Origin of the sequence: Brevibacillus fulvus, from assembly GCF_016908525.1 — a bacterium.
Classification (GTDB): Bacteria; Bacillota; Bacilli; order Brevibacillales; family Brevibacillaceae; genus Brevibacillus_G; species Brevibacillus_G fulvus.
The window spans coordinates 208,061-229,439 of record NZ_JAFBEB010000004.1 but is presented as its reverse complement, the minus strand read 5'-3'; the positions used below and the strand labels follow the sequence as shown (position 1 = coordinate 229,439).

Annotated in this window: 18 protein-coding genes; 17 read left to right on the top strand and 1 reads right to left on the bottom strand. The window is 51.3% G+C overall.

Features of this window, described 5'->3' with window-relative positions:
• Positions 1-26: 26 nt before the first annotated feature.
• From tig to JOD01_RS08130, 7 genes are all read left to right on the top strand, one after another.
• Positions 27-1,319 (top strand): trigger factor, encoded by a 1,293-nt coding sequence (gene tig, locus JOD01_RS08160; RefSeq protein ID WP_204517764.1) that lies wholly within the window; start codon positions 27-29, stop codon positions 1,317-1,319.
• Between the two features lie 145 nt (positions 1,320-1,464).
• The gene (gene clpP / locus JOD01_RS08155) at positions 1,465-2,046 is read left to right on the top strand and encodes an ATP-dependent Clp endopeptidase proteolytic subunit ClpP (protein WP_204517763.1); all 582 of its coding nucleotides are present in this window, start codon (positions 1,465-1,467) and stop codon (positions 2,044-2,046) included.
• A gap of 20 nt (positions 2,047-2,066) precedes the next feature.
• Positions 2,067-3,326 carry an ATP-dependent protease ATP-binding subunit ClpX gene (gene clpX / locus JOD01_RS08150; protein ID WP_204517762.1) on the top strand — a complete coding sequence of 420 codons (1,260 nt, stop codon included), beginning with the start codon at positions 2,067-2,069 and terminating at the stop codon, positions 3,324-3,326.
• A gap of 181 nt (positions 3,327-3,507) precedes the next feature.
• A complete protein-coding gene (gene lonB / locus JOD01_RS08145; RefSeq protein ID WP_204517761.1) occupies positions 3,508-5,208 on the top strand; it encodes an ATP-dependent protease LonB in 1,701 nt (566 codons plus the stop codon).
• 158 nt (positions 5,209-5,366) lie between these two features.
• On the top strand, positions 5,367-7,703 hold the full coding sequence (gene lon, locus JOD01_RS08140) for an endopeptidase La (protein WP_204517760.1): 2,337 nt from the start codon (positions 5,367-5,369) through the stop codon (positions 7,701-7,703).
• Positions 7,700-8,326: a ribosome biogenesis GTP-binding protein YihA/YsxC gene (yihA, locus tag JOD01_RS08135; protein WP_204517759.1), complete on the top strand. Its 627-nt coding sequence runs from the start codon at positions 7,700-7,702 to the stop codon at positions 8,324-8,326. The genes lon and yihA overlap by 4 nt, the downstream gene beginning before the upstream one ends.
• Before the next feature lie 30 nt (positions 8,327-8,356).
• Positions 8,357-9,709: a protein O-GlcNAcase gene (locus JOD01_RS08130; protein ID WP_204517758.1), complete on the top strand. Its 1,353-nt coding sequence runs from the start codon at positions 8,357-8,359 to the stop codon at positions 9,707-9,709.
• Between the two features lie 48 nt (positions 9,710-9,757).
• Here JOD01_RS08130 and JOD01_RS08125 read toward each other — a convergent pair whose 3' ends face one another.
• Positions 9,758-10,681, bottom strand: a complete 924-nt coding sequence (locus JOD01_RS08125) for a DMT family transporter (RefSeq protein ID WP_239565305.1) — start codon at positions 10,679-10,681, stop codon at positions 9,758-9,760.
• A gap of 237 nt (positions 10,682-10,918) precedes the next feature.
• On the opposite strand from JOD01_RS08125, the gene hemA reads away from it, so the two are divergent.
• The 10 genes from hemA (at position 10,919) to JOD01_RS08075 (ending at position 21,334) form a co-directional block, all read left to right on the top strand.
• Entirely contained in the window at positions 10,919-12,277 is a 1,359-nt protein-coding gene (gene hemA, locus JOD01_RS08120) for a glutamyl-tRNA reductase (RefSeq protein ID WP_204517756.1), read from the top strand.
• Between the two features lie 29 nt (positions 12,278-12,306).
• Positions 12,307-13,125 (top strand): cytochrome C assembly family protein, encoded by an 819-nt coding sequence (locus tag JOD01_RS08115; protein WP_204517755.1) that lies wholly within the window; start codon positions 12,307-12,309, stop codon positions 13,123-13,125.
• Positions 13,126-13,140: 15 nt separating this feature from the next.
• Entirely contained in the window at positions 13,141-13,860 is a 720-nt protein-coding gene (locus JOD01_RS08110) for a precorrin-2 dehydrogenase/sirohydrochlorin ferrochelatase family protein (protein ID WP_204517754.1), read from the top strand.
• Complete coding sequence (hemC, locus tag JOD01_RS08105; protein ID WP_204517753.1) at positions 13,793-14,731, top strand: hydroxymethylbilane synthase; 939 nt, start codon at positions 13,793-13,795, stop codon at positions 14,729-14,731. The genes JOD01_RS08110 and hemC overlap by 68 nt, the downstream gene beginning before the upstream one ends.
• A gap of 2 nt (positions 14,732-14,733) precedes the next feature.
• Positions 14,734-16,230 (top strand): uroporphyrinogen-III C-methyltransferase, encoded by a 1,497-nt coding sequence (gene cobA / locus JOD01_RS08100; RefSeq protein WP_204517752.1) that lies wholly within the window; start codon positions 14,734-14,736, stop codon positions 16,228-16,230.
• Positions 16,231-16,252: 22 nt separating this feature from the next.
• On the top strand, positions 16,253-17,236 hold the full coding sequence (gene hemB / locus JOD01_RS08095) for a porphobilinogen synthase (protein WP_204517751.1): 984 nt from the start codon (positions 16,253-16,255) through the stop codon (positions 17,234-17,236).
• Between the two features lies 1 nt (position 17,237).
• The gene (ahbA, locus tag JOD01_RS08090) at positions 17,238-18,290 is read left to right on the top strand and encodes a siroheme decarboxylase subunit alpha (protein ID WP_204517750.1); all 1,053 of its coding nucleotides are present in this window, start codon (positions 17,238-17,240) and stop codon (positions 18,288-18,290) included.
• Between the two features lie 93 nt (positions 18,291-18,383).
• Positions 18,384-19,667, top strand: a complete 1,284-nt coding sequence (gene hemL, locus JOD01_RS08085; protein ID WP_204517749.1) for a glutamate-1-semialdehyde 2,1-aminomutase — start codon at positions 18,384-18,386, stop codon at positions 19,665-19,667.
• 66 nt (positions 19,668-19,733) lie between these two features.
• Positions 19,734-20,549, top strand: coding sequence for a serine hydrolase (locus JOD01_RS08080; protein ID WP_239565304.1), 816 nt, complete (start codon positions 19,734-19,736; stop codon positions 20,547-20,549).
• A complete protein-coding gene (locus JOD01_RS08075) occupies positions 20,546-21,334 on the top strand; it encodes an alpha/beta fold hydrolase (RefSeq protein WP_204517748.1) in 789 nt (262 codons plus the stop codon). The genes JOD01_RS08080 and JOD01_RS08075 overlap by 4 nt, the downstream gene beginning before the upstream one ends.
• The last annotated feature ends 45 nt before the right edge of the window (positions 21,335-21,379 follow it).

Sequence of the window (21,379 nt, the reverse complement as noted above, 5' to 3'; positions counted from 1 at the left end):
GATTTAATCTAGGAGGGGAAGTTTAAGTGGCAACAAAATGGGAAAAGTTAGAGAATAACCAAGGTGTGCTCACCGTTGAAGTGAGTGCGGAGCAAGTGGATGACGCCTTGGATCAAGCATTTAAAAAAGTCGTAAAAAAAGTGAATGTTCCCGGCTTCCGTAAAGGTAAAATTCCGCGCAAGATGTTTGAAGCGCGCTTTGGTGTAGAGTCCTTGTATCAAGATGCTCTCGATATTTTGCTGCCGGTGGCATACGGACAAGCTGTTCGCGAAGCGGGCATCGAACCGGTGGACCGCCCTGAAGTGGATGTCGAAAAGATCGGCAAAGGCGAACCGCTGGTCTTTAAGGCAACCGTAACCGTCAAACCGGAAGTGAAGCTGGGCGACTACAAAAATCTTGTTGTCGAGCCGAAAGAATTCGCTGTCACCGATGAAGATGTGGACGCTGAATTGAAACGCATGCAAGAACGCCATGCTGAACTCGTGACGATCGAAGAAGGCGCAGCGCAAAACGGCGATATCGTCAACATTGATTTTGAAGGATTCCTCGAAGGCGTTCCGTTTGAAGGCGGGAAAGCTGAAGATTACAGCCTTGAGCTTGGTTCCGGCACTTTTATCGCCGGTTTCGAGGAGCAAGTGGTAGGTTTGGCTATCGGCGAAGAAAAAGAAGTAAAAGTAACCTTCCCGGAAGAGTACCATTCTCCTAACCTTGCCGGCAAGGAAGCGGTCTTCCAAGTGAAATTGAACGGCATCAAGCGCAAAAATCTTCCGGCACTGGATGATGAATTCGCGAAAGATGTAAGCGAATTTGATACACTGGAAGAGCTCAAAGCCGACACCAAAAAGAAACTGGAAGAAAGAGCAGCGAAAGACAAAGATACTTACATCCGTGAACAATTGGTGATCAAAGCCAGCGAAAACGCGGAAATCGACATTCCAAACGTGATGATCGAGCAAGAAATCGATCAAATGGTCAACGAGTTTGCCCAACGTTTGCAAATGCAAGGAATGAACATGGAGCTTTACTATCAGTTCTCCGGCATGGATGAGAGCGCATTGCGCGATCAGCTCCGCAGCGATGCAACCACTCGCGTTCGCACCGCATTGACGCTGGAAGCGATCTCCAAAGCGGAAAACATCGAAGCAACGGAAGAAGATGTAAACGAAGAACTGGATAAACTGGCTAGCATGTACGGCCGTCCTGCTGACGAACTTCGCAAGATTTTTGCTGCGCAAGATGGTTTGGCTGGCTTGTACCGCGATATTCAAACTCGCAAAACAGTCGATTTTTTGGTTGCAGAAAATAAAGCTACAGCATAACTTAGTACAAAAGGATAAGCGTACAAGGCACGAGCAAACGAGTCGTGCCTTGTTTTTCCAACATCATCTGTTTTTGCCGGACAGCCTGGAGCAAAGCAAGCGAATGGCGGAAATTCCATAAACATTGCAGAGGAGGGTGGATCACATGTTAATTCCTATGGTTATTGAACAAACCAATCGCGGAGAACGTGCCTATGACATATACTCACGCTTGTTAAAAGACCGCATTATTTTTCTGGGCAGCGAAATTGATGATGAAGTTGCAAATGCGGTGGTGGCCCAACTTTTGTTTTTGGCTGCTGAAGACCCAGAGAAAGACATAAGTTTATACATAAACTCTCCAGGTGGTTCAGTTACAGCGGGAATGGCCATCTACGACACGATGCAATTTATCAAACCGGATGTTTCGACAATTTGCATTGGCATGGCGGCCAGCATGGGAGCAGTTTTGCTGACGGCTGGTGCCAAAGGGAAACGTTACGCCTTGCCCAACAGCGAAGTGATGATTCATCAGCCATTAGGCGGAGTTCGCGGGCAAGCAGAAGACATTCGGATTCATACCGAGTGGATTCTGAAAACCAAAAAACAGTTGAATGAAATCTTGGCGGAACGCACTGGACAGCCGTATGATCGGATTGAACGGGATACGGACCGCGATAATTTCATGAGCGCAGAAGAAGCCAAAGCATACGGGTTGATTGACGCGATCTTTCACCCAAACAAATGACCTGATAAGAGGTGAAATGAATGTTTAAATTCAACGATGATAAAGGTCAGTTGAAATGCTCGTTTTGCGGCAAATCGCAGGAACAGGTTCGTAAATTGGTAGCAGGTCCAGGCGTCTACATCTGCGACGAATGTATCGAACTTTGCAATGAGATTGTCCAAGAAGAGCTCGGCTCTGACGAAGATATCGATATGAAAGAGATTCCGAAGCCGATGGAGATCCGCCAAATCCTCGATGAGTATGTCATCGGGCAGGACATGGCGAAAAAATCTTTGGCAGTGGCCGTATACAATCACTACAAGCGGATTAACTCCGGCGCCAAAATTGAAGATGTGGAGTTGCAAAAATCCAACATCGTGCTGATTGGACCGACCGGGAGCGGGAAAACTTTGCTGGCGCAGACGCTGGCGCGCATCTTGAACGTGCCGTTTGCGATTGCCGATGCGACCTCGCTGACAGAAGCCGGTTATGTCGGTGAAGATGTGGAAAACATCTTGCTGAAATTGATCCAGGCAGCTGACTATGATGTGGAAAAAGCCGAAAAAGGCATCATTTATATTGACGAGATCGATAAAGTGGCCCGCAAATCGGAAAACCCTTCCATCACTCGCGATGTATCCGGCGAAGGCGTGCAACAGGCATTGCTGAAAATCCTGGAAGGAACCGTCGCAAGTGTACCTCCACAAGGTGGCCGTAAACATCCGCACCAGGAATTTATCCAGATCGACACCTCCAACATTTTGTTTATTTGCGGCGGTGCGTTTGATGGAATCGAACAGATTATCAAACGGCGCATCGGCAAGAAAGTGATCGGCTTCAGCACGGATGCCGATGGGGTAAAAGGCGATCTGAAAGCAGGCGAATACTTGAAATACGTTCTGCCGGAAGACATGTTGAAATTCGGCTTGATTCCGGAATTCGTCGGCCGTCTGCCTGTGCTGGCGACATTGGAGCCGCTGGACGAGGATGCGCTGGTGCGCATTTTGACCGAACCGAAAAACGCTCTGGTGAAGCAGTATCAAAAACTGCTCAGTCTGGACGGAGTGGAACTCGATTTCACCCCGGAAGCACTGTCGCAAATCGCCAAGGAAGCGATCAAGCGCAACACCGGCGCCCGCGGACTGCGCGCCATTATCGAACAAATTATGCTGGATATGATGTATGAACTTCCTTCCCGCGAAGACATCGGCAAGTGCCTGATTACCGAAGAAACGGTTCGGGATAAGGTAAAGCCTCGTCTTGTCAACAAAGAAGGAAACGAAATCGGTGAAACGGCATAACGAGCAACAGCAAAGAGAGTGTACTGGCTCAGTACGCTCTCTTTTTTTATGGCAAAAAAAAGCGCCAATGGCGTCGCCGTCCGGAAAAGTAATTGAAAGATTTTCTTGTCGTTTACTGGTTGGCTGGAAAGGCAATACTACTCTATATAGTTCAAGAGAGCTCAGGTGGGAGGGAATAACGATGGACTATACGACGCTAGTCATTGCCTGTATTGAGGTAGTTGTCGGTATCATCATTGGTACCTATTTCTGGAATTTACTACGGACGCAACGGACAGCCAAGACCTCGAGCGATAAGGAATCCCGAAAAGATATGGATCAATTGCGGAAAATGCGGATGATTGCCTTGACCGAACCATTGTCGGAAAAAACCCGGCCAAGTTCATTGGAGGAAATTGTCGGGCAAGAAGACGGCTTGCGCGCATTGCGGGCCGCTTTATGCGGACCGAATCCGCAACACGTGCTGATTTACGGACCACCCGGCGTTGGCAAAACGGCGGCGGCCCGGGTCGTGTTGGAAGAAGCCAAACGGAATCCGCAATCTCCGTTCAAGCAAGATGCCAAATTTGTGGAAATCGACGCGACGATTGCCCGCTTTGACGAACGGGGCATTGCCGATCCGCTGATCGGTTCCGTTCACGACCCGATTTATCAGGGGGCCGGCGCGTTGGGACAGCAAGGAATTCCGCAGCCAAAGCCGGGAGCAGTGACAAAGGCTCATGGGGGCGTGCTGTTCCTGGATGAAATTGGCGAATTGCACCCGGTACAGATGAACAAATTGCTAAAAGTGCTGGAAGATCGGAAAGTTATGTTGGAAAGTGCTTATTATAGTGAAGAGAATAACCAGATTCCTTCCCACATCCACGATATTTTTCAGTATGGATTGCCAGCGGATTTTCGCCTGGTTGGCGCGACGACTCGTACCCCTGAGGAAATTCCTCCGGCGCTGCGGTCGCGTTGTCTGGAAATTTTTTTCCGTCCGTTAAAACCGGCGGAAATCGGCAGTATCGTCAAGACAGCGGTTGGCAAAATGGACATGGATTTGCTCCCGGAAGCCGCTGCTGTGATCGAGCGTTATGCGACGAATGGACGGGAAGCGATCAACACCTTGCAAATTGCCGCAGGGATCGCTTTGACCGAAGGCCGCAAGCAAATCGAGGCCGCTGATGTGGAATGGGTCGTGCACAGCAGCCAGAAATCGCCGCGGTTGGAAAAACAGGTGCATGATACGCCGCAAGTGGGTCTGGTCAATGGGCTGGCCATCTATGGCCCCAACATGGGGAGCGTCATGGAACTGGAAGTGACCGCATCCTTGGCAGCAGTTGCTGGAAGCGGACGGGTAACGATGACGGGGATGGTCGAGGAAGAAGAGCTGGGAACGCAAAGCCGGACGATTCGCCGAAAATCAATGGCCAAAGGGTCCATCGAGAATGTGTTGACCGTATTGCAACGGCTTGGCGTAAAGCCGTACGATTACGATCTGCATATCAATTTTCCGGGCGGTGTACCCGTCGATGGTCCGTCGGCTGGTGTAGCGATCGCGATCGCCATTTATTCCGCGATTAAAGGAAAGCCGGTCGATAATTTGCTCGCTGTTACCGGGGAGGTCAGCATTCATGGCAAGGTGAAGCCGATTGGCGGTGTCGTGGCCAAAGTGGAAGCGGCGCGTCAAGCAGGGGCCAAACGCGTGCTGATTCCGAAAGAGAACTGGCAGTCAATATTTGCCGAGATGAGCGACATCGAGGTTATTCCGCTGTCTACCGTCCAGGAAGCATTAGACTTGGCGTTCATCGAACCGGTTCAAGCCGAGGAGGTTGTTTTGTCTCCGATCAGCTTGACAGTGCAAACCGACGAACTGGCACCCTCCAGCCTTACGCTATAATAGAGAATCGCTCGTGAAGTGTATCGGAAATTAGACATCGGCCTTCGTTTACGCTAAAATGATCTGATAATGGGCCTAATCGCCAATTATGGATTTGTTTTGTGCGTGCTTTTATTCAAACATGCAATTGACAGTAAGATATCGGGAGGTGCCGGGCCATGGGTGAATTGAGCGGGAAAAGAGAGATTCCGCTTTTGCCCTTGCGTGGATTGCTCGTCTATCCAAGCATGGTGCTACACTTGGACGTAGGTCGTGAAAAATCTATTAAAGCCTTGGAAAAAGCCATGGTTGACGATAACAAAATTTTGTTGGCCACACAGGAAGAGGTTCAAATAGAAGAGCCGGTTGCGGGTCAAATCTATGAGGTAGGGACTGTTGCCCGTGTAAAACAAATGCTGAAGCTGCCAAACGGAACGATTCGCGTATTGGTGGAAGGGCTGAAACGGGCCAAAATTGAAGAGTACCTGAAAGAAGACGAATACTTTGAGGTCTCCATTACATATTTGGAAGAAACCAAAGCGGAGGACAACGAGGTTGAGGCACTGATGCGTGCCGTATTGAATCATTTTGAACAATACATCAAGTTATCCAAAAAAGTATCGCCGGAGACGCTTACTTCCGTTAGCGATATCGAAGAACCGGGCCGCCTGGCCGACATCGTCGCTTCGCATTTGCCGCTGAAAATGAAGGACAAACAGGAGATTTTGGAGACAGTCGACATTCAGCAGCGTCTCGAAATCTTGCTGACGATCTTGAACAATGAGCGGGAAGTTCTCGAGCTGGAGCGGAAGATCAATACGCGTGTCAAGAAACAGATGGAAAAAACGCAGAAAGAGTACTATCTGCGTGAACAGATGAAAGCGATCCAAAAGGAACTCGGCGACAAAGAAGGACGTGCCGGCGAAATTGAGGAATTGCGCAGTCAACTGGATAAATCGGACGTTCCGGAACGGATTCGGACCAAAATAGAAAAAGAGCTGGATCGGTTGGAAAAAATGCCGACTACTTCAGCGGAAGGCGCCGTTATCCGCACGTATATCGATACGTTGCTCGCTTTGCCGTGGACGCGTAAAACGGTTGACAATCTGGACATCAAGCATGCCGAAGATGTGCTGAATGAAGATCATTACGGATTGGAGAAACCGAAAGAACGCGTGCTTGAGTATTTGGCGGTGCAAAAACTGGTCAACCAGATGCGCGGCCCGATTCTCTGCCTGGTTGGGCCGCCGGGGGTAGGAAAAACCTCGCTGGCCAAATCGATTGCCCGTTCACTGGAGCGGGAATTTGTGCGCATTTCCCTTGGCGGTGTCAGGGATGAAGCGGAAATCCGCGGCCATCGCCGTACCTATGTAGGCGCTTTGCCGGGCCGGATTATTCAAGGGATGAAAACGGCTGGTACAATCAATCCGGTCTTCCTGCTGGATGAAATCGACAAATTGGCCTCCGATTTTCGCGGCGATCCGTCGGCAGCTTTGTTGGAAGTGTTGGACCCGAACCAAAACGACAAGTTTAGCGATCATTACGTGGAAGAAACGTATGATTTGAGCAACGTAATGTTTATCACCACCGCCAACACGCTGGATACGATCCCGCGTCCGCTGTTGGACCGGATGGAAGTGATCCATATTGCCGGTTACACGGAACTGGAAAAGCTGCACATCTTCCAGGACTATTTGCTGCCGAAGCAAATCGAGGAACACGGGTTGTCCAAGGATAAGCTGAAAGTAAATGAAGACGCGATGATGAAGATCATCCGCCAGTACACAAGGGAAGCCGGTGTCCGCAATTTAAACCGCGAGGCAGCCAACCTCTGCCGGAAAGCGGCAAAGTTGATCGTCAGCGGTGAAAAAAAGCGCGTCGTAGTTACCGCCAAAACGTTGGAGAGCTTGCTGGGAAAACCGCGCTTCCGCTTTGGATTGGCCGAGAAGGAAGATCAAGTGGGCAGCGTAACCGGTCTGGCTTGGACACAAGCCGGCGGCGATACGCTGAATGTGGAGGTCAGCATGTTCCCGGGAAAAGGAAAACTGACTTTGACGGGGCAACTTGGCGATGTTATGAAGGAATCGGCGCAAGCGGCTTTCAGCTATATACGTTCACGTGCAACAGAGTGGGACATCGATCCCGAGTTCCACGAGAAGTATGATATCCACATTCATGTGCCTGAAGGAGCCATTCCGAAAGATGGGCCTTCCGCGGGAATTACGATGGCGACCGCGTTGGTTTCTTCCTTGACCGGCATACCTGTCAGGAAAGAGGTAGGGATGACAGGCGAGATTACATTGCGCGGCAGGGTTTTGCCGATCGGCGGATTGAAAGAAAAAGTTTTGTCCGCACACCGCGCAGGATTGACAACCGTCTTGTTCCCGAAAGAAAACGAAAAAGATCTTGATGACATCCCGGAAAGTGTACGCAAAGAAATGAAAATGGTTCCAGTCGAACATCTCGATGAAGTACTGGAATACGCCTTAACGAAAAAATTGGTGAAGAAATCATGAAAGTAACATCGGCCGAATTTGTTATTAGCGCAGTTGGACCTAAACAATATCCGACCGACGGCCTACCGGAAATCGCTCTGGTAGGTCGTTCCAATGTCGGAAAATCATCGTTGATCAACAAGATGTTGAATCGGAAAGCGTTGGCGCGGACGAGTTCCCGTCCGGGGAAAACGCAAACGCTCAACTATTTTCGCATTAATCATCGCTTGTATTTTGTCGATTTTCCCGGCTACGGTTATGCCAAGGTGGCCAAATCGGTCAAACAACAGTGGGGAAAAATGATCGAAAGCTATTTGACTGACCGAAAAGAGTTGCGCTTGGTCGTTCAGCTGGTGGATATTCGCCACGCTCCCAGCAAAGATGATATTGCCATGTACGACTGGTGCAAGCAAATCGGATTAACGACAGTGGTCGTAGCCACAAAAGGAGACAAAATCGCAAGGGGAAGATGGCAGCAACACTTGAAAGTAATCCGCGAACAGTTGCAGCTCCGTGAAACGGATTCCATGCTGGTCTTTTCTTCGGAAACGGGACAAGGTCGCGACGAATTGTGGGGAACCATTCTCAAGTATATAAATACCGGGACCGAGACCGAGGCAGAAACGGAAGAAGCAGAGAGTTAAAGCAGGAAGAATTGCTGGAGGGGAACATCTTTGAGTCGGACCGAGTATTTTTCCATAAGAGGCGTCATTGAAGGCTTTTATGGCACACCGTGGTCGCATGCGGATCGGCTCAGCATGCTGGCGTTTATGGGCGAGCAGGGATTCAACAGCTACTTTTATTCGCCGAAGGACGATCCTTATCTGCGCGAACGCTGGTACGAGCCCCATCCAGACGATCAGGTGACCCATGTGGCGGAATTGATTGCGCAAGCCAAGCGGAAGCAAATGGCTTTTTACTACTGTCTCAGCCCTGGTTTAAGCATGGAATATTCCAGCGATTCCCATCTGGAAAAAGTGATGGAAAAATATCAGCAAATGTTTCGTCTCGGTGTTCGTCATTTTGGGCTGTTATTTGACGACATCCCGATGAAACTGCTGCACGGAATGGATCAAGAGTCGTTCCCCAGCCTGGCTGACGCCCATGCCTATGTAATCGGTCGGGTCTGGGAAAAGATGCGCAGTTGGCCGGAGCAGTGCTGGTTGGTCGTTTGCCCGACGCGTTATCACGGGTTGGGCAATGAAGCCTACATCGTTAGTCTGGGCCGAAAGTTGCCCGCGGAGATTCACCTGTTTTGGACCGGTCGCTTTATCTGCTCGCCATCGATCACCGAAGGAGACGCCCAACGGTTTTGGGAGCATACCGGCCATCCGCCTCTTTATTGGGACAATTATCCGGTCAATGATTTGGCGATGGCCAATGAGTTGCATATTGGTCCGCTGCTGCATCGCGATCCGCAGCTGTATCGGTATGCTGCCGGCTATGTGGCCAATGCGATGGAATATGTGGAGAGCTCCAAAATACCGTTGATCACCATTGCCGATTACCTTCGCCAACCGGAACAGTATGAACCATTCCGCTCCTGGCAGGAGGCGATCCGGCAAGTTGTGGGAGATGACGATTCAGCGGAGTTTCTGGATTTTGCCGACAATGTCCAAGGGTCGTTTCTGAATGATCAGGAAGCGGTTCAGCTTACAGCCGCCCTGCACCAGTTTCGCTTTGAACTGTTGCACGGCGATCCGATGGTTGCCGTTGCCGGGCTGAAAGATTTGTTTTTCAAGATGGAACGGACAGCCGCTTATCTGCAACATGAGTTGAAGAACCGCCGGCTGGCGCAAGAAATCGGACAGTGGGTGAACAAATACTGGCACTGGTCCAAGGTCGGACAGGCTGCAGCTGCTCTCATCGAGGAAGGATTGCGCGGTCGGACCCCGCAGGCGCTGTTAGGATTGCTTCGGCTTAAGCAATCTCTGCGGCGGGCGGAACGTTTGCCGCAAAAAGTATGCGGCAATGTGATGAAGATTTTTACGGATATTGTTTTGCAAGAAATCAAACGAAGAGTGTAGACCCGTCGTCAGCGGGCCGCACTCTTTGTTTTCGTCGGCAAGATGTGTTCAGGAATGCTTCTTGCTCTCGACCGGCTGTTTTTTCAGCCAATTTGGCACAGGCAGTTCAGCCAGCAGCATTCCGCCGAGAATCAAGGCGCATCCCCATAATTGCGGTACGGCGAGCCGTTCATTGATCCACACATATGCGGTCAAGGCCGCAAAGACCGGCTCCATCGTAAAGATTAAGGCAACTCTGGTGGAGGTGGTGAATTTTTGCAGCGCGGTTTGCCCGAGAAAGGCCAGCGCCGTTCCCGGGATCGCCGTGATCAAGAGCCCCCATGCCACCTGTGGTTGCAACATCGTCTTGGCGGCAAAAGCTGACTGCCACTGTTCAAAACAGCAGGCATACAGCCAGCTGAGCAGCGCAACCGTACCCAATTGGACGATCGCCAACGGCAAGGCCGGCAGCTGTTTGGCAAATTTCCCGGTAAAGACAATCTGCAGACCAAAGCAAATCGCGCAGCCGAACACCAGCAGGTCTCCGCTGTTGAGCACAAGCGACTGCTGAGCGGTGAGCAAGTAGAGCCCGCCAGCAGCAGCCAATGCTCCGAGCAGGGCGACGCTTTTTAATTTCTCCCGCAAGAACAGGTAGCTGAACAGAGGAACGAGCACAACAGAGAGGCCGGTGATAAAGCCAGCTTTGGAAGAACTGGTATACAGCAAGCCGACGGTCTGCAGGCCGTATGACAGGCACAACAGGAACCCGAGGATAAATCCGGCACTCCAGACGGAGCGGGAAAACCGGCGGAGTTGCTCCCGCGAGAAAATCAGGACAACGGCCAGCAAAACCAAGGTAGCCAGTGAAAACCGGACGGCGTTAAAAGTGTTGGGGGGAAGGTGTGCGATCGCATTTTGCACGACCAAAAAGGTAGCGCCCCAGACGAAGGCGATCAGTAGCAGAGTGGTATCAGCCAAAAACCGTTTGCTCAACGCATATTCCTCGCTTTTCATTCAAATGGTAAACCGCAATTTGTTTTTTGCTATTTTACCATGAACCGGCGTAAAATAGAGGAGCGCAACCTGTCGAACCGATTCTATTATTGTCGCCTTCCCTCGCAAGGAAGCTTAAAAAACTTTTCACATTTAAAACTGGTTCTCGAGGGGTATAATGTTATAATAATAACGATTCTTTTTTTAGACTAAGCATCGTAACACTGGGAGGAAGCTATGGAAATCCTATTGGTGGGACTTAATTATAAAACGGCTCCTGTCGAAATCCGCGAGAAATTTTCGTTTACTGACGACAGCACGCCGCGCGCTCTTAATCTCCTCTCCCAGACGAAGAGTATCATCGAGAGCGTCATTCTCGGTACATGTAACCGGACAGAGATCTATGTCGTCTGCGATCAGTTACATACCGGACGTTTTTACACGCGTAATTTCCTCGCCGACTGGTTCGGGGTTGACAAGGAAGTTTTTCAGGATCACCTGTATGTCAAAGAGAATGCAGAGGCAATCGATCACCTCTTTCATGTTGCGTGCGGCCTCGATTCAATGGTCGTGGGAGAAACGCAAATCCTTGGACAAGTTCGCGATGCCTTTTTGCTTGCGCAACAGCAAAAAACAACGGGAACGGTATTCAATACTTTGTTTAAACAGGCGATCACGTTTGCCAAACGGGCACATACCGAAACTGCGATCGGGCAAAATGCGGTTTCCGTCAGCTATGCCGCTGTTGAATTGGGCAAAAAAATCTTCGGTTCTTTTTCCGGCAAAGAAGTATTGGTCATCGGCGCCGGGGAAATGAGCGAGCTGACGGCCAAACACTTGCATGCCAATGGCGCGACCGAAGTGCGGGTGGCGAACCGGACGCTGGAGCGTGCCCAGCAGCTTGCGGAAAAGTTTAACGGGCAAGCTTGCACGATGGAGCAGCTTTCGACCGCCCTGTTGACCGCCGACATCGTGATCAGCTCGACCGGGGCAACCGATTTCGTGGTGACGAAAGAACAATTGAAACCGATTGTCAAACAGCGGAAAAACCGCCCGCTGTTCATGATCGACATTGCCGTTCCGCGCGATTTGGACCCGAGCATTCACGAACTTGATAATGTATATTTATATGATATTGACGATCTGGAGGGAATTGTCGCCAGCAACCTCGCTGAACGCAGCAAGGAAGCAGTCCGCTTGGAGGAAATGATCGCAGAGGAGATCGTTGCGTTCACCAACTGGTACGATACGCTTGGCGTCGTTCCGTTGATTGCCGCATTGCGTGAAAAAGCGTTTGCCATTCATGGCGAAGCGATGCGGAAGATTGAAAACAAACTGCCTGATCTGTCGGAAAAAGAATTGCATATTATTCGCAAGCATACCAAAGGAATCATTAATCAATTATTGCATGACCCGGTCGTCCGCTTGAAAGAATTGGCGGCGGAAAAACGCGGCGATGAAGTGTTGGATATTTTTGCGGCGATCTTCGCTCTCGAAGAGCAGATGGAACGAGACAGACAGGAAGCTGTTTGGGCGAAAGAGAAAAAGCAACCGGCCGCTCGTGAGCAACGTCTGGCTGCTCAATGGCAAGAGTAGGATGTTATAGGAAAGAGAGGAGAGAGAACATGGCTGATGTGAGGTGGATCTACGATTTGGCGATCTTTCTCTATGCTGCAAGTGTTCTCTTTTATTTCAATGATTTTGTGCAAAGCAACCGAAAAGTCAATCGCTTGGCTTTTGGGTTGCTTGCTGTCGTTTGGGCGTTGCAAACCGTTTTTTTTGTTTCACAAATGTCCGAAAAATCCTATTTTCCCGTATTGACCTTGTTTGAGACACTCTTTTTCTATTCCTGGATTTTGGTAACCCTTTCCTTGCTGGTGAATTACTTCTTTCGCATTGATTTGCTCATCTTTTTTACCAATGTGATCGGGTTTGTTGTGCTGACGTTGTCCATGTTTTTGCCGGAAACCCCGCAGCAAACCATTCCGCAAAGGCTCACGTCCGAGTTGCTGTTCATCCATATTGTCCTTGCGCTGTTCAGTTATGGCGCCTTGTCGCTGTCGATGATTTTCTCGGCGATGTATATGCTGCAGCACAAAATGTTGAAGCAAAAGCGCTGGACCCCGTTGCTTCAGCGTCTGCCGAGTCTGGAGCGGCTGGAAGTGTACGCGTACCGGATGAATATGATCGGCGTTCCCGTCTTGTTGTTGGCGATCATTCTGGGAACGATCTGGGGACAGCTGGTCTTGCCTGGGAAGATGTGGAACGACGCAAAAGTTTGGACTTCGTTATTGGTGCTGGTAGCCTATTCGTATTTGCTTTACAAACGGTTTCGCACCGGATGGCTGGCCCGCAAGCTGGCTGTTGGCAATTTGATCGCCTTTGCCGTGCTTTTGTTTAATTTCCTGCTTACCGATGCCTCCCGTTTTCATCGGTGGTTATGAGGGAGAAATGACTTGATGAGACAACAGTATCCTTTAATGATCGATTTAAGCGGGCGAAGCTGTCTGGTTGTCGGCGGCGGGGAGGTGGCGGAGCGCAAAGTACTGTCGCTCATGCAGGCCGGTGCGGATGTAACCGTTCTGTCGCCAGAGCTTTCGCCCGGTCTGCACGCTTTGTGGCAGGAGCAACGGAAGTTCCGTTGGATCGCTGAAGAGTTTCGGCAACAGCAGGTGGCCGGCTATACACTGGTGATCGCGGCGACGAACCGGGCGGAAGTGAATTTGGCAGTCTATCGTGCTGTCAAATTGACTGATGGTTGGATCAATATCGTCGATCGACCGGATCTCTGCAATTTTATCGTGCCGTCTGTCATACAGCGCGGCAAATTAATGGTCGCGGTATCGACGTCAGGCGCTTCGCCCAGTTTGGCCAAAAAACTGAAAACTGAACTGGAGCGATTGATCGGACCGGAGTACGAGGAATATCTTGATTTTTTGGCGGAGACCAGGCAACAAGTACTGGCGCAAGTAGACGATGCAAAAGTCCGCAAACGGATTTTTCAACAACTGCTTGATGATGCTTATCTCTTCGCCAGTGGAGAAGAACGAAAAAACATGGCCGCGTCCCTGATTGGCGAGTGGAGTCGAGAGGGAGGTCAAGGAGGCAAACATGAAAACGTGGAAAGTAGGAACCCGCCGCAGCATGCTGGCGTTAACACAGACCGGATGGGTCATTGAACAACTGCAGCAATTGGCGCCGGAAGCCCGATTCGAAACGAGCGAGATCGTGACCAAAGGGGATAAGATCCTCGATGTGACGCTCGCCAAAGTAGGTGGCAAAGGCTTGTTTGTCAAAGAGATTGAGCAATCGCTGCTTGATCAGCAAACCGATTTTGCCGTCCACAGCATGAAGGATATGCCTGCTGAGCTTCCGGAGGGATTGATGATCGGCGCGGTTCCCCGTCGTGTTGATCCGCGCGATGTGCTGCTTTCCAAAGAGGGAAAAGGGCTGGATGAGTTGCCGGAAAACGCGGTGGTAGGCACCAGCAGTTTGCGGCGGGCAGCGCAATTGCTGAACTATCGTCCTGATTTGAAAATAGAATCGATTCGCGGAAATATCGACACACGCATCCGCAAAATGAACGAAGGAAATTACGATGCGATTATACTTGCTGCGGCCGGATTGGAAAGGGTAAAGTGGAATGGGACGATCACGCAATTTCTTCCGGTCGAGATCAGTGTCCCGGCCGTCGGGCAAGGCGCACTGGCGATCGAATGCCGTACGGATGATGCCGAGACGCGGGCATTGCTGGCGAAACTCGATCATCTGCCAACCCGTTTGGCGGTAACGGCGGAACGCGCCTTTTTAAACCGGTTGCAAGGCGGCTGCCAGGTGCCGATCGGCGGATATGCCACCATCGATGAAGCATCTGGTGAACAAGCGCCGCGGATTACACTGACCGGATTGATTGCCGATCCAGATGGAACGCAAATCTTTACACATACAGAAACCGGTGTCGATCCTGAGGCATTGGGACGAAAAGTAGCGGAACACCTGTTGGCTGGAGGTGCCGGAGAGGTACTGGCCAAAGTATTGGAGGAGAACTAAGCATGGGCAAAGGGAAAGTCTATCTTGTCGGAGCAGGACCTGGTGATCCAAAACTGATCACGGTTCGTGGTCTGGAAACAATCAAACGGGCGGACTGCATCGTATATGACCGGCTGGCCAGTCCCCGACTGCTCTCCCACGCAAAACCGGACGTCGAATTGATCTATTGCGGGAAATTGCCGGACCGGCATACGTTGACCCAGGAAGAGATTAATCAAGTATTGGTGGAAAAAGCTCTCGAAGGCAAAGTGGTCACTCGCTTGAAAGGGGGCGATCCTTCCATCTTTGGACGTGTCGGCGAAGAAGCGGAAGAACTGGTCAAGCATGGCATTCCGTTTGAAATTGTTCCCGGCATTACTTCCGGCATCGCTGCCCCAGCCTATGCGGGGATTCCGGTCACTCACCGCGATTTTAATTCCTCGCTGGCGATCGTGACAGGGCATGAACGACCGGAAAAAACAGAATCAAGCATCAATTGGCCACACCTTGCCACCGGAGTGGAAACGATCATTTTCTACATGGGCGTTGGCAATCTGCCGTTCATTTGCCAGCAGTTGATTCGTTACGGCCGATCCCCGCAAACACCGGTTGCGCTGATTCGCTGGGGGACGACGATCGAACAGCAGACCGTGGTCGGTACGCTTGAAAATATCGTGCAGAAGCGGGAAGAGGCAGGATTGAGCAATCCGGCGATCATCATTGTCGGGGAAGTCGTAAAACTGCGCGAAAAACTGCAATGGTTCGAACAGAAACCGCTGTTTGGCAAGCGTGTCCTGGTCACCCGTGCCCGCAGTCAGGCCAGCGAACTTTCCGAGCAAATCGCCGAACTCGGCGGAGAACCGATCGAATTTCCGCTAATCAAGATGGTTCCGCCCAAACGGCAGGAGGAGTTGGATCAAGCGCTGCGCAATTTGTCGCAGTTTGACTGGGTGATGTTTACCAGCACGAATGGCGTAGCTTTTTTCTTCAAGCGGTTGCGTGAATTAAAACTGGATATTCGCCAGCTGCGGGCCAAAATTGCTGCGGTTGGTCCGAAGACAGCCGCTGCCTTGGAGGAAAAGGGGCTGGTCGTGGAAGTGCTGCCTGGTCAATTCCGGGCAGAAGGTTTGCTGGACAGCCTGCGGGACCAGTTGCATGCCGGAGAAAAAGTGTTGCTGCCGCGGGCTGATATCGCACGCGAGACGCTGCCGCGCGAATTGACCCGACTCGGTCTGGAAGTGACGGAAGTGGATACGTATGATACGGAGATTGATGCGGAGAACGCCGAGGAAACGCTGGAATTGCTTCGTCAAGGGGCGATTCAGATCATTACCTTTACCAGTTCGTCCACGGTAAAAAATTTCGTGCAGGCGCTTGGCGAGCAAAACCTGGAATTGCTGAAGGGCGTTAAAATCGCCTGCATCGGGCCGATTACGGCGGAAACCGCCAACGCACTAGGTTTAACTGTCGATGCAGTGGCCAAGGATTATACCATACAAGGTTTGATCGATATTTTGTAAAAGGGAAGCTGGAGGAGAAAACATGACACTCAAATTTGCCAGACACCGTCGTCTTCGCACAACTGCCGCTTTGCGCAGTATGGTTCGGGAAAATCACGTACATGTGAATGATCTGATTTATCCGCTGTTTTTTGTAGAGGGAACCAATAAAAAAAATGAGATTCCGTCCATGCCGGGCGTTTATCAATTCTCGCTCGACCGATTGGGAGAAGAACTGGATGAAATCGTCAGCCTGGGCATCAAATCCGTGCTTGTCTTCGGGATTCCGGAGCACAAGGACGATTGCGGCTCGGAAGCTTACGCAGATACCGGGATTGTGCAAAAAGGGATTCGCGTAATCAAGGAGCGCTATCCGGAACTGGTCGTGATCGCTGATACATGTCTGTGCGAGTATACCGATCACGGGCATTGCGGAGTCGTCCATGACGGTTATGTCGACAACGACGAATCGTTGGAACTGCTGATCAAAACAGCCGTCTCCCAGGCGAAGGCAGGAGCGGATATTATCGCTCCGTCCAATATGATGGACGGTTTTGTCGCTGCTATCCGCGCTGGTCTCGATGAAGCAGGGTTCCAAAATATTCCGGTGATGTCTTACGCGGTGAAATATTCGTCTGCCTATTATGGCCCGTTCCGCGATGCGGCCAACTCTGCGCCGCAATTTGGCGACCGGAAAACGTATCAAATGGACCCGGCCAATGCCCGCGAAGGATTGCGGGAAGCAGCGTCCGACGTGGAGGAGGGCGCCGATTTTCTTATCGTCAAACCGGGCATCGCTTTTATGGATATGCTGTACCGTCTGCGGGAAACGTTCCATTTGCCGATGGTTGCCTATAACGTCAGTGCGGAATATTCGATGGTCAAAGCGGCTTCTGCTAACGGCTGGATTAACGAGCGGGAAATCGTCATGGAAACGATGCTTGGATTCAAACGGGCCGGCGCTGATTTGATTATTACCTATCACGCCAAGGATATCGCAAAATGGTTGCGAGAAGGAGGGTATTAAGATGTCAGTTGACTTGATGGATGCGCTCGACAAAGAGATATTGGACGCCGTACAGAAAGATATTCCGTTGGTGGCCGAACCTTACAAGGCGTTGGCTGAAAAAATCGGCACGACCGAAGAGACATTGCTGGAGCGCCTGCGCGGGATGAAAGGCGATGTCATCCGCCAGATGTCGGCGATTTTCGATACCAAGGCGCTCGGATACAAATCAAGCCTGGTCGCTGCCCGGATCGCTCCGGAGAAACTCGATGAGATGGCGCGAATCTTTAATCAACATCCCGGGATTACACATAATTACAAACGCAACCATGACTTCAACCTCTGGTTTACCATTGCGGTTCCGCCGAACAGCCGCTTTGGGCTGGAAAAAACCGTGGAAATTCTCGGCGAGATGGCGCAAGTCGAGTCCATTCGGATTTTGCCGACCTTGAAGTTGTTCAAAATCGGCGTACAGCTCGACGTGAAAAAAGAAAGTGAAGCAAACGACAAAGCAGCGCCCAATTACACCGAAGAGATGCGTCAGGCGGCAATGCAAATCCCGTTGACTGAGACGGACATCAAGGTGATTCTGCAGTTGCAGAAAGATTTGCCGTTTGTCTCCCGTCCGTTTGACGATTGGGCGAAAGAAATCGGCATCAGTACGGAAGAATTGCTGGAACATGCGAACACACTGGTCAGCAGAGGTCAGATGCGCCGCTTCTCCGCGGTGCTGAACCATCGCAAGGCCGGTTTCCGCGCCAATGGCATGGGGGTTTGGAATGTACCGGCTGATCAGGCTGACGAGATCGGCCTGAAAATGGGCAGCTTCCGCGCCGTCAGCCATTGCTACTTGCGTCCGACCTATCCCGATTGGAAATACAACATTTTTACGATGGTGCATGGCCGGGATATGGAAGAATGCGAAGCGATCCTGCAAGCGATTGAGGACGAAACAGGCATTACCGATCGCATTGTGCTATACTCAACCAAGGAATACAAGAAAACGCGTGTGTCCTACTTCACGCCCGAAATCTATGAATGGGAAGAGAAAGTGGCTGAGCAGTTAGGGCTCTAAGCCGTTGTTTACAAATGAAAAGCGCTTGTTTGCGGGAAGACAAACAGGCGCTTTTTTTAAAAAATGTTTCGATATGTGATGAGGTGATTGTGAATGCAACACGATAGATCAAACAAGCTGTTCGCAGAAGCGCAACACTATATTCCCGGCGGTGTGAACAGTCCGGTTCGGGCATTCAAAAGCGTAGGCGGCGACCCGGTTTATATTGAAAAAGGAGCAGGTTCGCGCATCTATGATGTCGATGGCAATACATATATCGATTATATTGGTTCCTGGGGCCCGTTAATTTTGGGTCATGCCCATCCGCAGGTGATTGAAGCGGTTCGCGAGGTCGCCTTGTTGGGAACCAGTTTCGGAGCGCCAACGGAGAGGGAAACCGAGATGGCCAAACTGGTGGCAGAAATCGTTCCTTCGGTGGAAGTGGTTCGTATGGTCAACTCCGGTACAGAAGCGACGATGAGCGCGCTGCGGTTGGCTCGCGGCTATACGAAACGCGACAAGATTCTCAAATTTGAAGGGTGTTATCATGGGCATGCCGACAGTTTGCTGATCAAGGCCGGTTCCGGCGTCGCCACGCTCGGCTTGCCGGATAGCCCGGGTGTGCCGGAAACGATCGCCGTGAATACCATCACGATCCCGTATAACGATCTGGACAGTTTGCGGTTGGTCTTTGAAAAATTCGGCAGGGAACTGGCTGCAGTCATCGTTGAACCGGTCGCCGGCAACATGGGCGTCGTGCCGCCGCAACCGGGATTTTTGCAAGCGTTGCGCGAAATTACCGAGCAGCATGGCACGCTGTTGATTTTTGATGAAGTGATGACCGGTTTCCGCGTCGCTCGCGGCGGTGCCCAGGATTTATACGGCATCACGCCGGATCTGACAACAATGGGCAAAGTGATCGGCGGCGGACTGCCGGTGGGGGCCTACGGCGGCAAACGGGAGATCATGCAGCAAATTGCCCCGGCCGGACCGATCTATCAAGCGGGAACGCTTTCCGGAAACCCGCTGGCAATGGCTGCCGGCCTGGTTACCTTGCAGCTGTTGGGCGAGCCTGGCGTCTATGAACAGCTGGAGCAGCGTTCCCGCCGATTGGCGGAAGGATTGGCCGAAAATGCCCGCAAATTCGGCTTGCCGCACACGATTAACCGAGTAGGTTCGATGGTATGCATGTTCTTTACCGAAACGCCGGTAATCAACTATGATACAGCGAAAACCGCCGATGTAGAGCTTTTCTCGCGCTATTTCCGCAACTTGCTGGAAGAAGGCGTCATGATTCCGCCGTCCCAGTTTGAAGGAATGTTCGTTTCGTTGGCGCACAGCGAGGATGATATTGAGCAGACGATCGAAGCCAGCTATCGGGCGATGAAAGCATTATAAACGCAGCGATGTCAAGCACCCTGGAATGATTCCCGGGGTGCTTTTTTCGCAAAAGGAGGGAGAACCTTGCAGACTCTGGTCAACGAAGTGATCGAATTGACCAGCCAAGCTGGCGGCACCTGGGGCATCGTCCTGGAAAATGCAGACACGGGCTGCCGGTGGGGCACGAATGAACAGCTGCCGTTCATCGCGGAAAGCGTCATGAAATTGCCGATCATGGTCGCTGTTTATGCTCTTGCTGAACAGGGCCGGCTTGCTCTGGATGAACAACTCGCGATCAGGCGGGAGGATCGGGTAGGCGGTTCCGGCGTTTTGCAGCATTTGTCGGCTGGGTTGGCCTTACCTGTTCGCGATTTGCTGACATTGATGATCATTCAAAGCGACAATACAGCAACCAATCTGCTGATCGAACGGATCGGTCCAACCGCCATTCAGGAGACGATGAAGCAGTTGGGAATGACGCGGAGTCGTTTTTACCGGAAAATGATGATCTATCCGCAGGATGTGCCGCAAGTCAATTTGTTGACGGCCAGCGACGTCGCCGGTTTGCTGTCCCGGTTGGCCAACAGGACGATATTAGCAGAGAAAAGCTGTACGGAAATGGTTGAGCTGTTAAAAAAGCAACAAGTTTGCAATGGCTTGCCGTCTCTTTTGCCGCAAGACGAAGACTGGCAGCTGGCGCATAAAAGCGGCTGGGACACCGGCAGAATGCATGAAGCCGGTATCCTGTATGTTCGCGGACGGACAATCATCATCTCTGTTTTCTCCGAGGGAGTGGAACACCCGCAAGCGCTAAACACGCTGGGGAGGATTGGAGCGGCCGTCTATCGCTGGGCAAAACATATCGCCAATAAGCAAAACGGAAAGGATGATGGAAATTGAAAAAACAAATGATCGCAAATGGCATCAAGCTGGCCTACCAGGAAGCTGGAAGCGGAGCCCCTGTGTTGTTGCTGCATGGGTTTTGCGGCAGTTCAGCCTATTGGGAGGAAGTGATTCCTTTGCTGGGCCAACATTATCGAGTGATCGCGCCGGATTTGCGCGGTCATGGCGACAGCGATGCCCCTGACGGGGAGTTTTACGGCATGGAACAATTTGCGGAAGATCTGCTGGCGTTGCTCGATCAGCTGAAACTCGATCAGGTGAGCTTGTTTGGCCACTCATTAGGCGGCTACATTACGCTGGCCTTCGCGGAAAAATACCCCAAACGGCTCCGTGCTTTCGGCCTGATTCATTCCACAGCCTATCCCGATGATGAACAGGGAAAGGCGGGCCGCGACAAGGCGGTGCAAACGATTGAACAGCAGGGCATGGAACCGTTCATTGACGGACTCATTCCGCGGCTGTTTGCCCCTGAGCATGTTCAAACGATGCCGGACGCGGTTGAACAGGCAAAACAAATTGGCTTCGCCACTCCCGCTGAAGGGGCGATTCGCACCGCAAAAGGCATGAAACACCGCATTGACCGCAATCATGTATTGCGCTCAGCGCATACACCGGTGTTGTTGCTGGCTGGAGAACAAGACCAAATTATCAGCCGGCAAAAAAGCTTTTCCGTCGCCAGTCCTCATATTCGGCAAGTGTTGCTGACGGCTGTTGGCCATATGAGCATGTATGAAGCGCCGGAAAAACTGACGGAGGAACTTGCAACGTTTTTGGCTGAATAGTCCGTAGGCTCATTCGCCGTTCTCCCAGTCTCGAGGCCGCTTTTT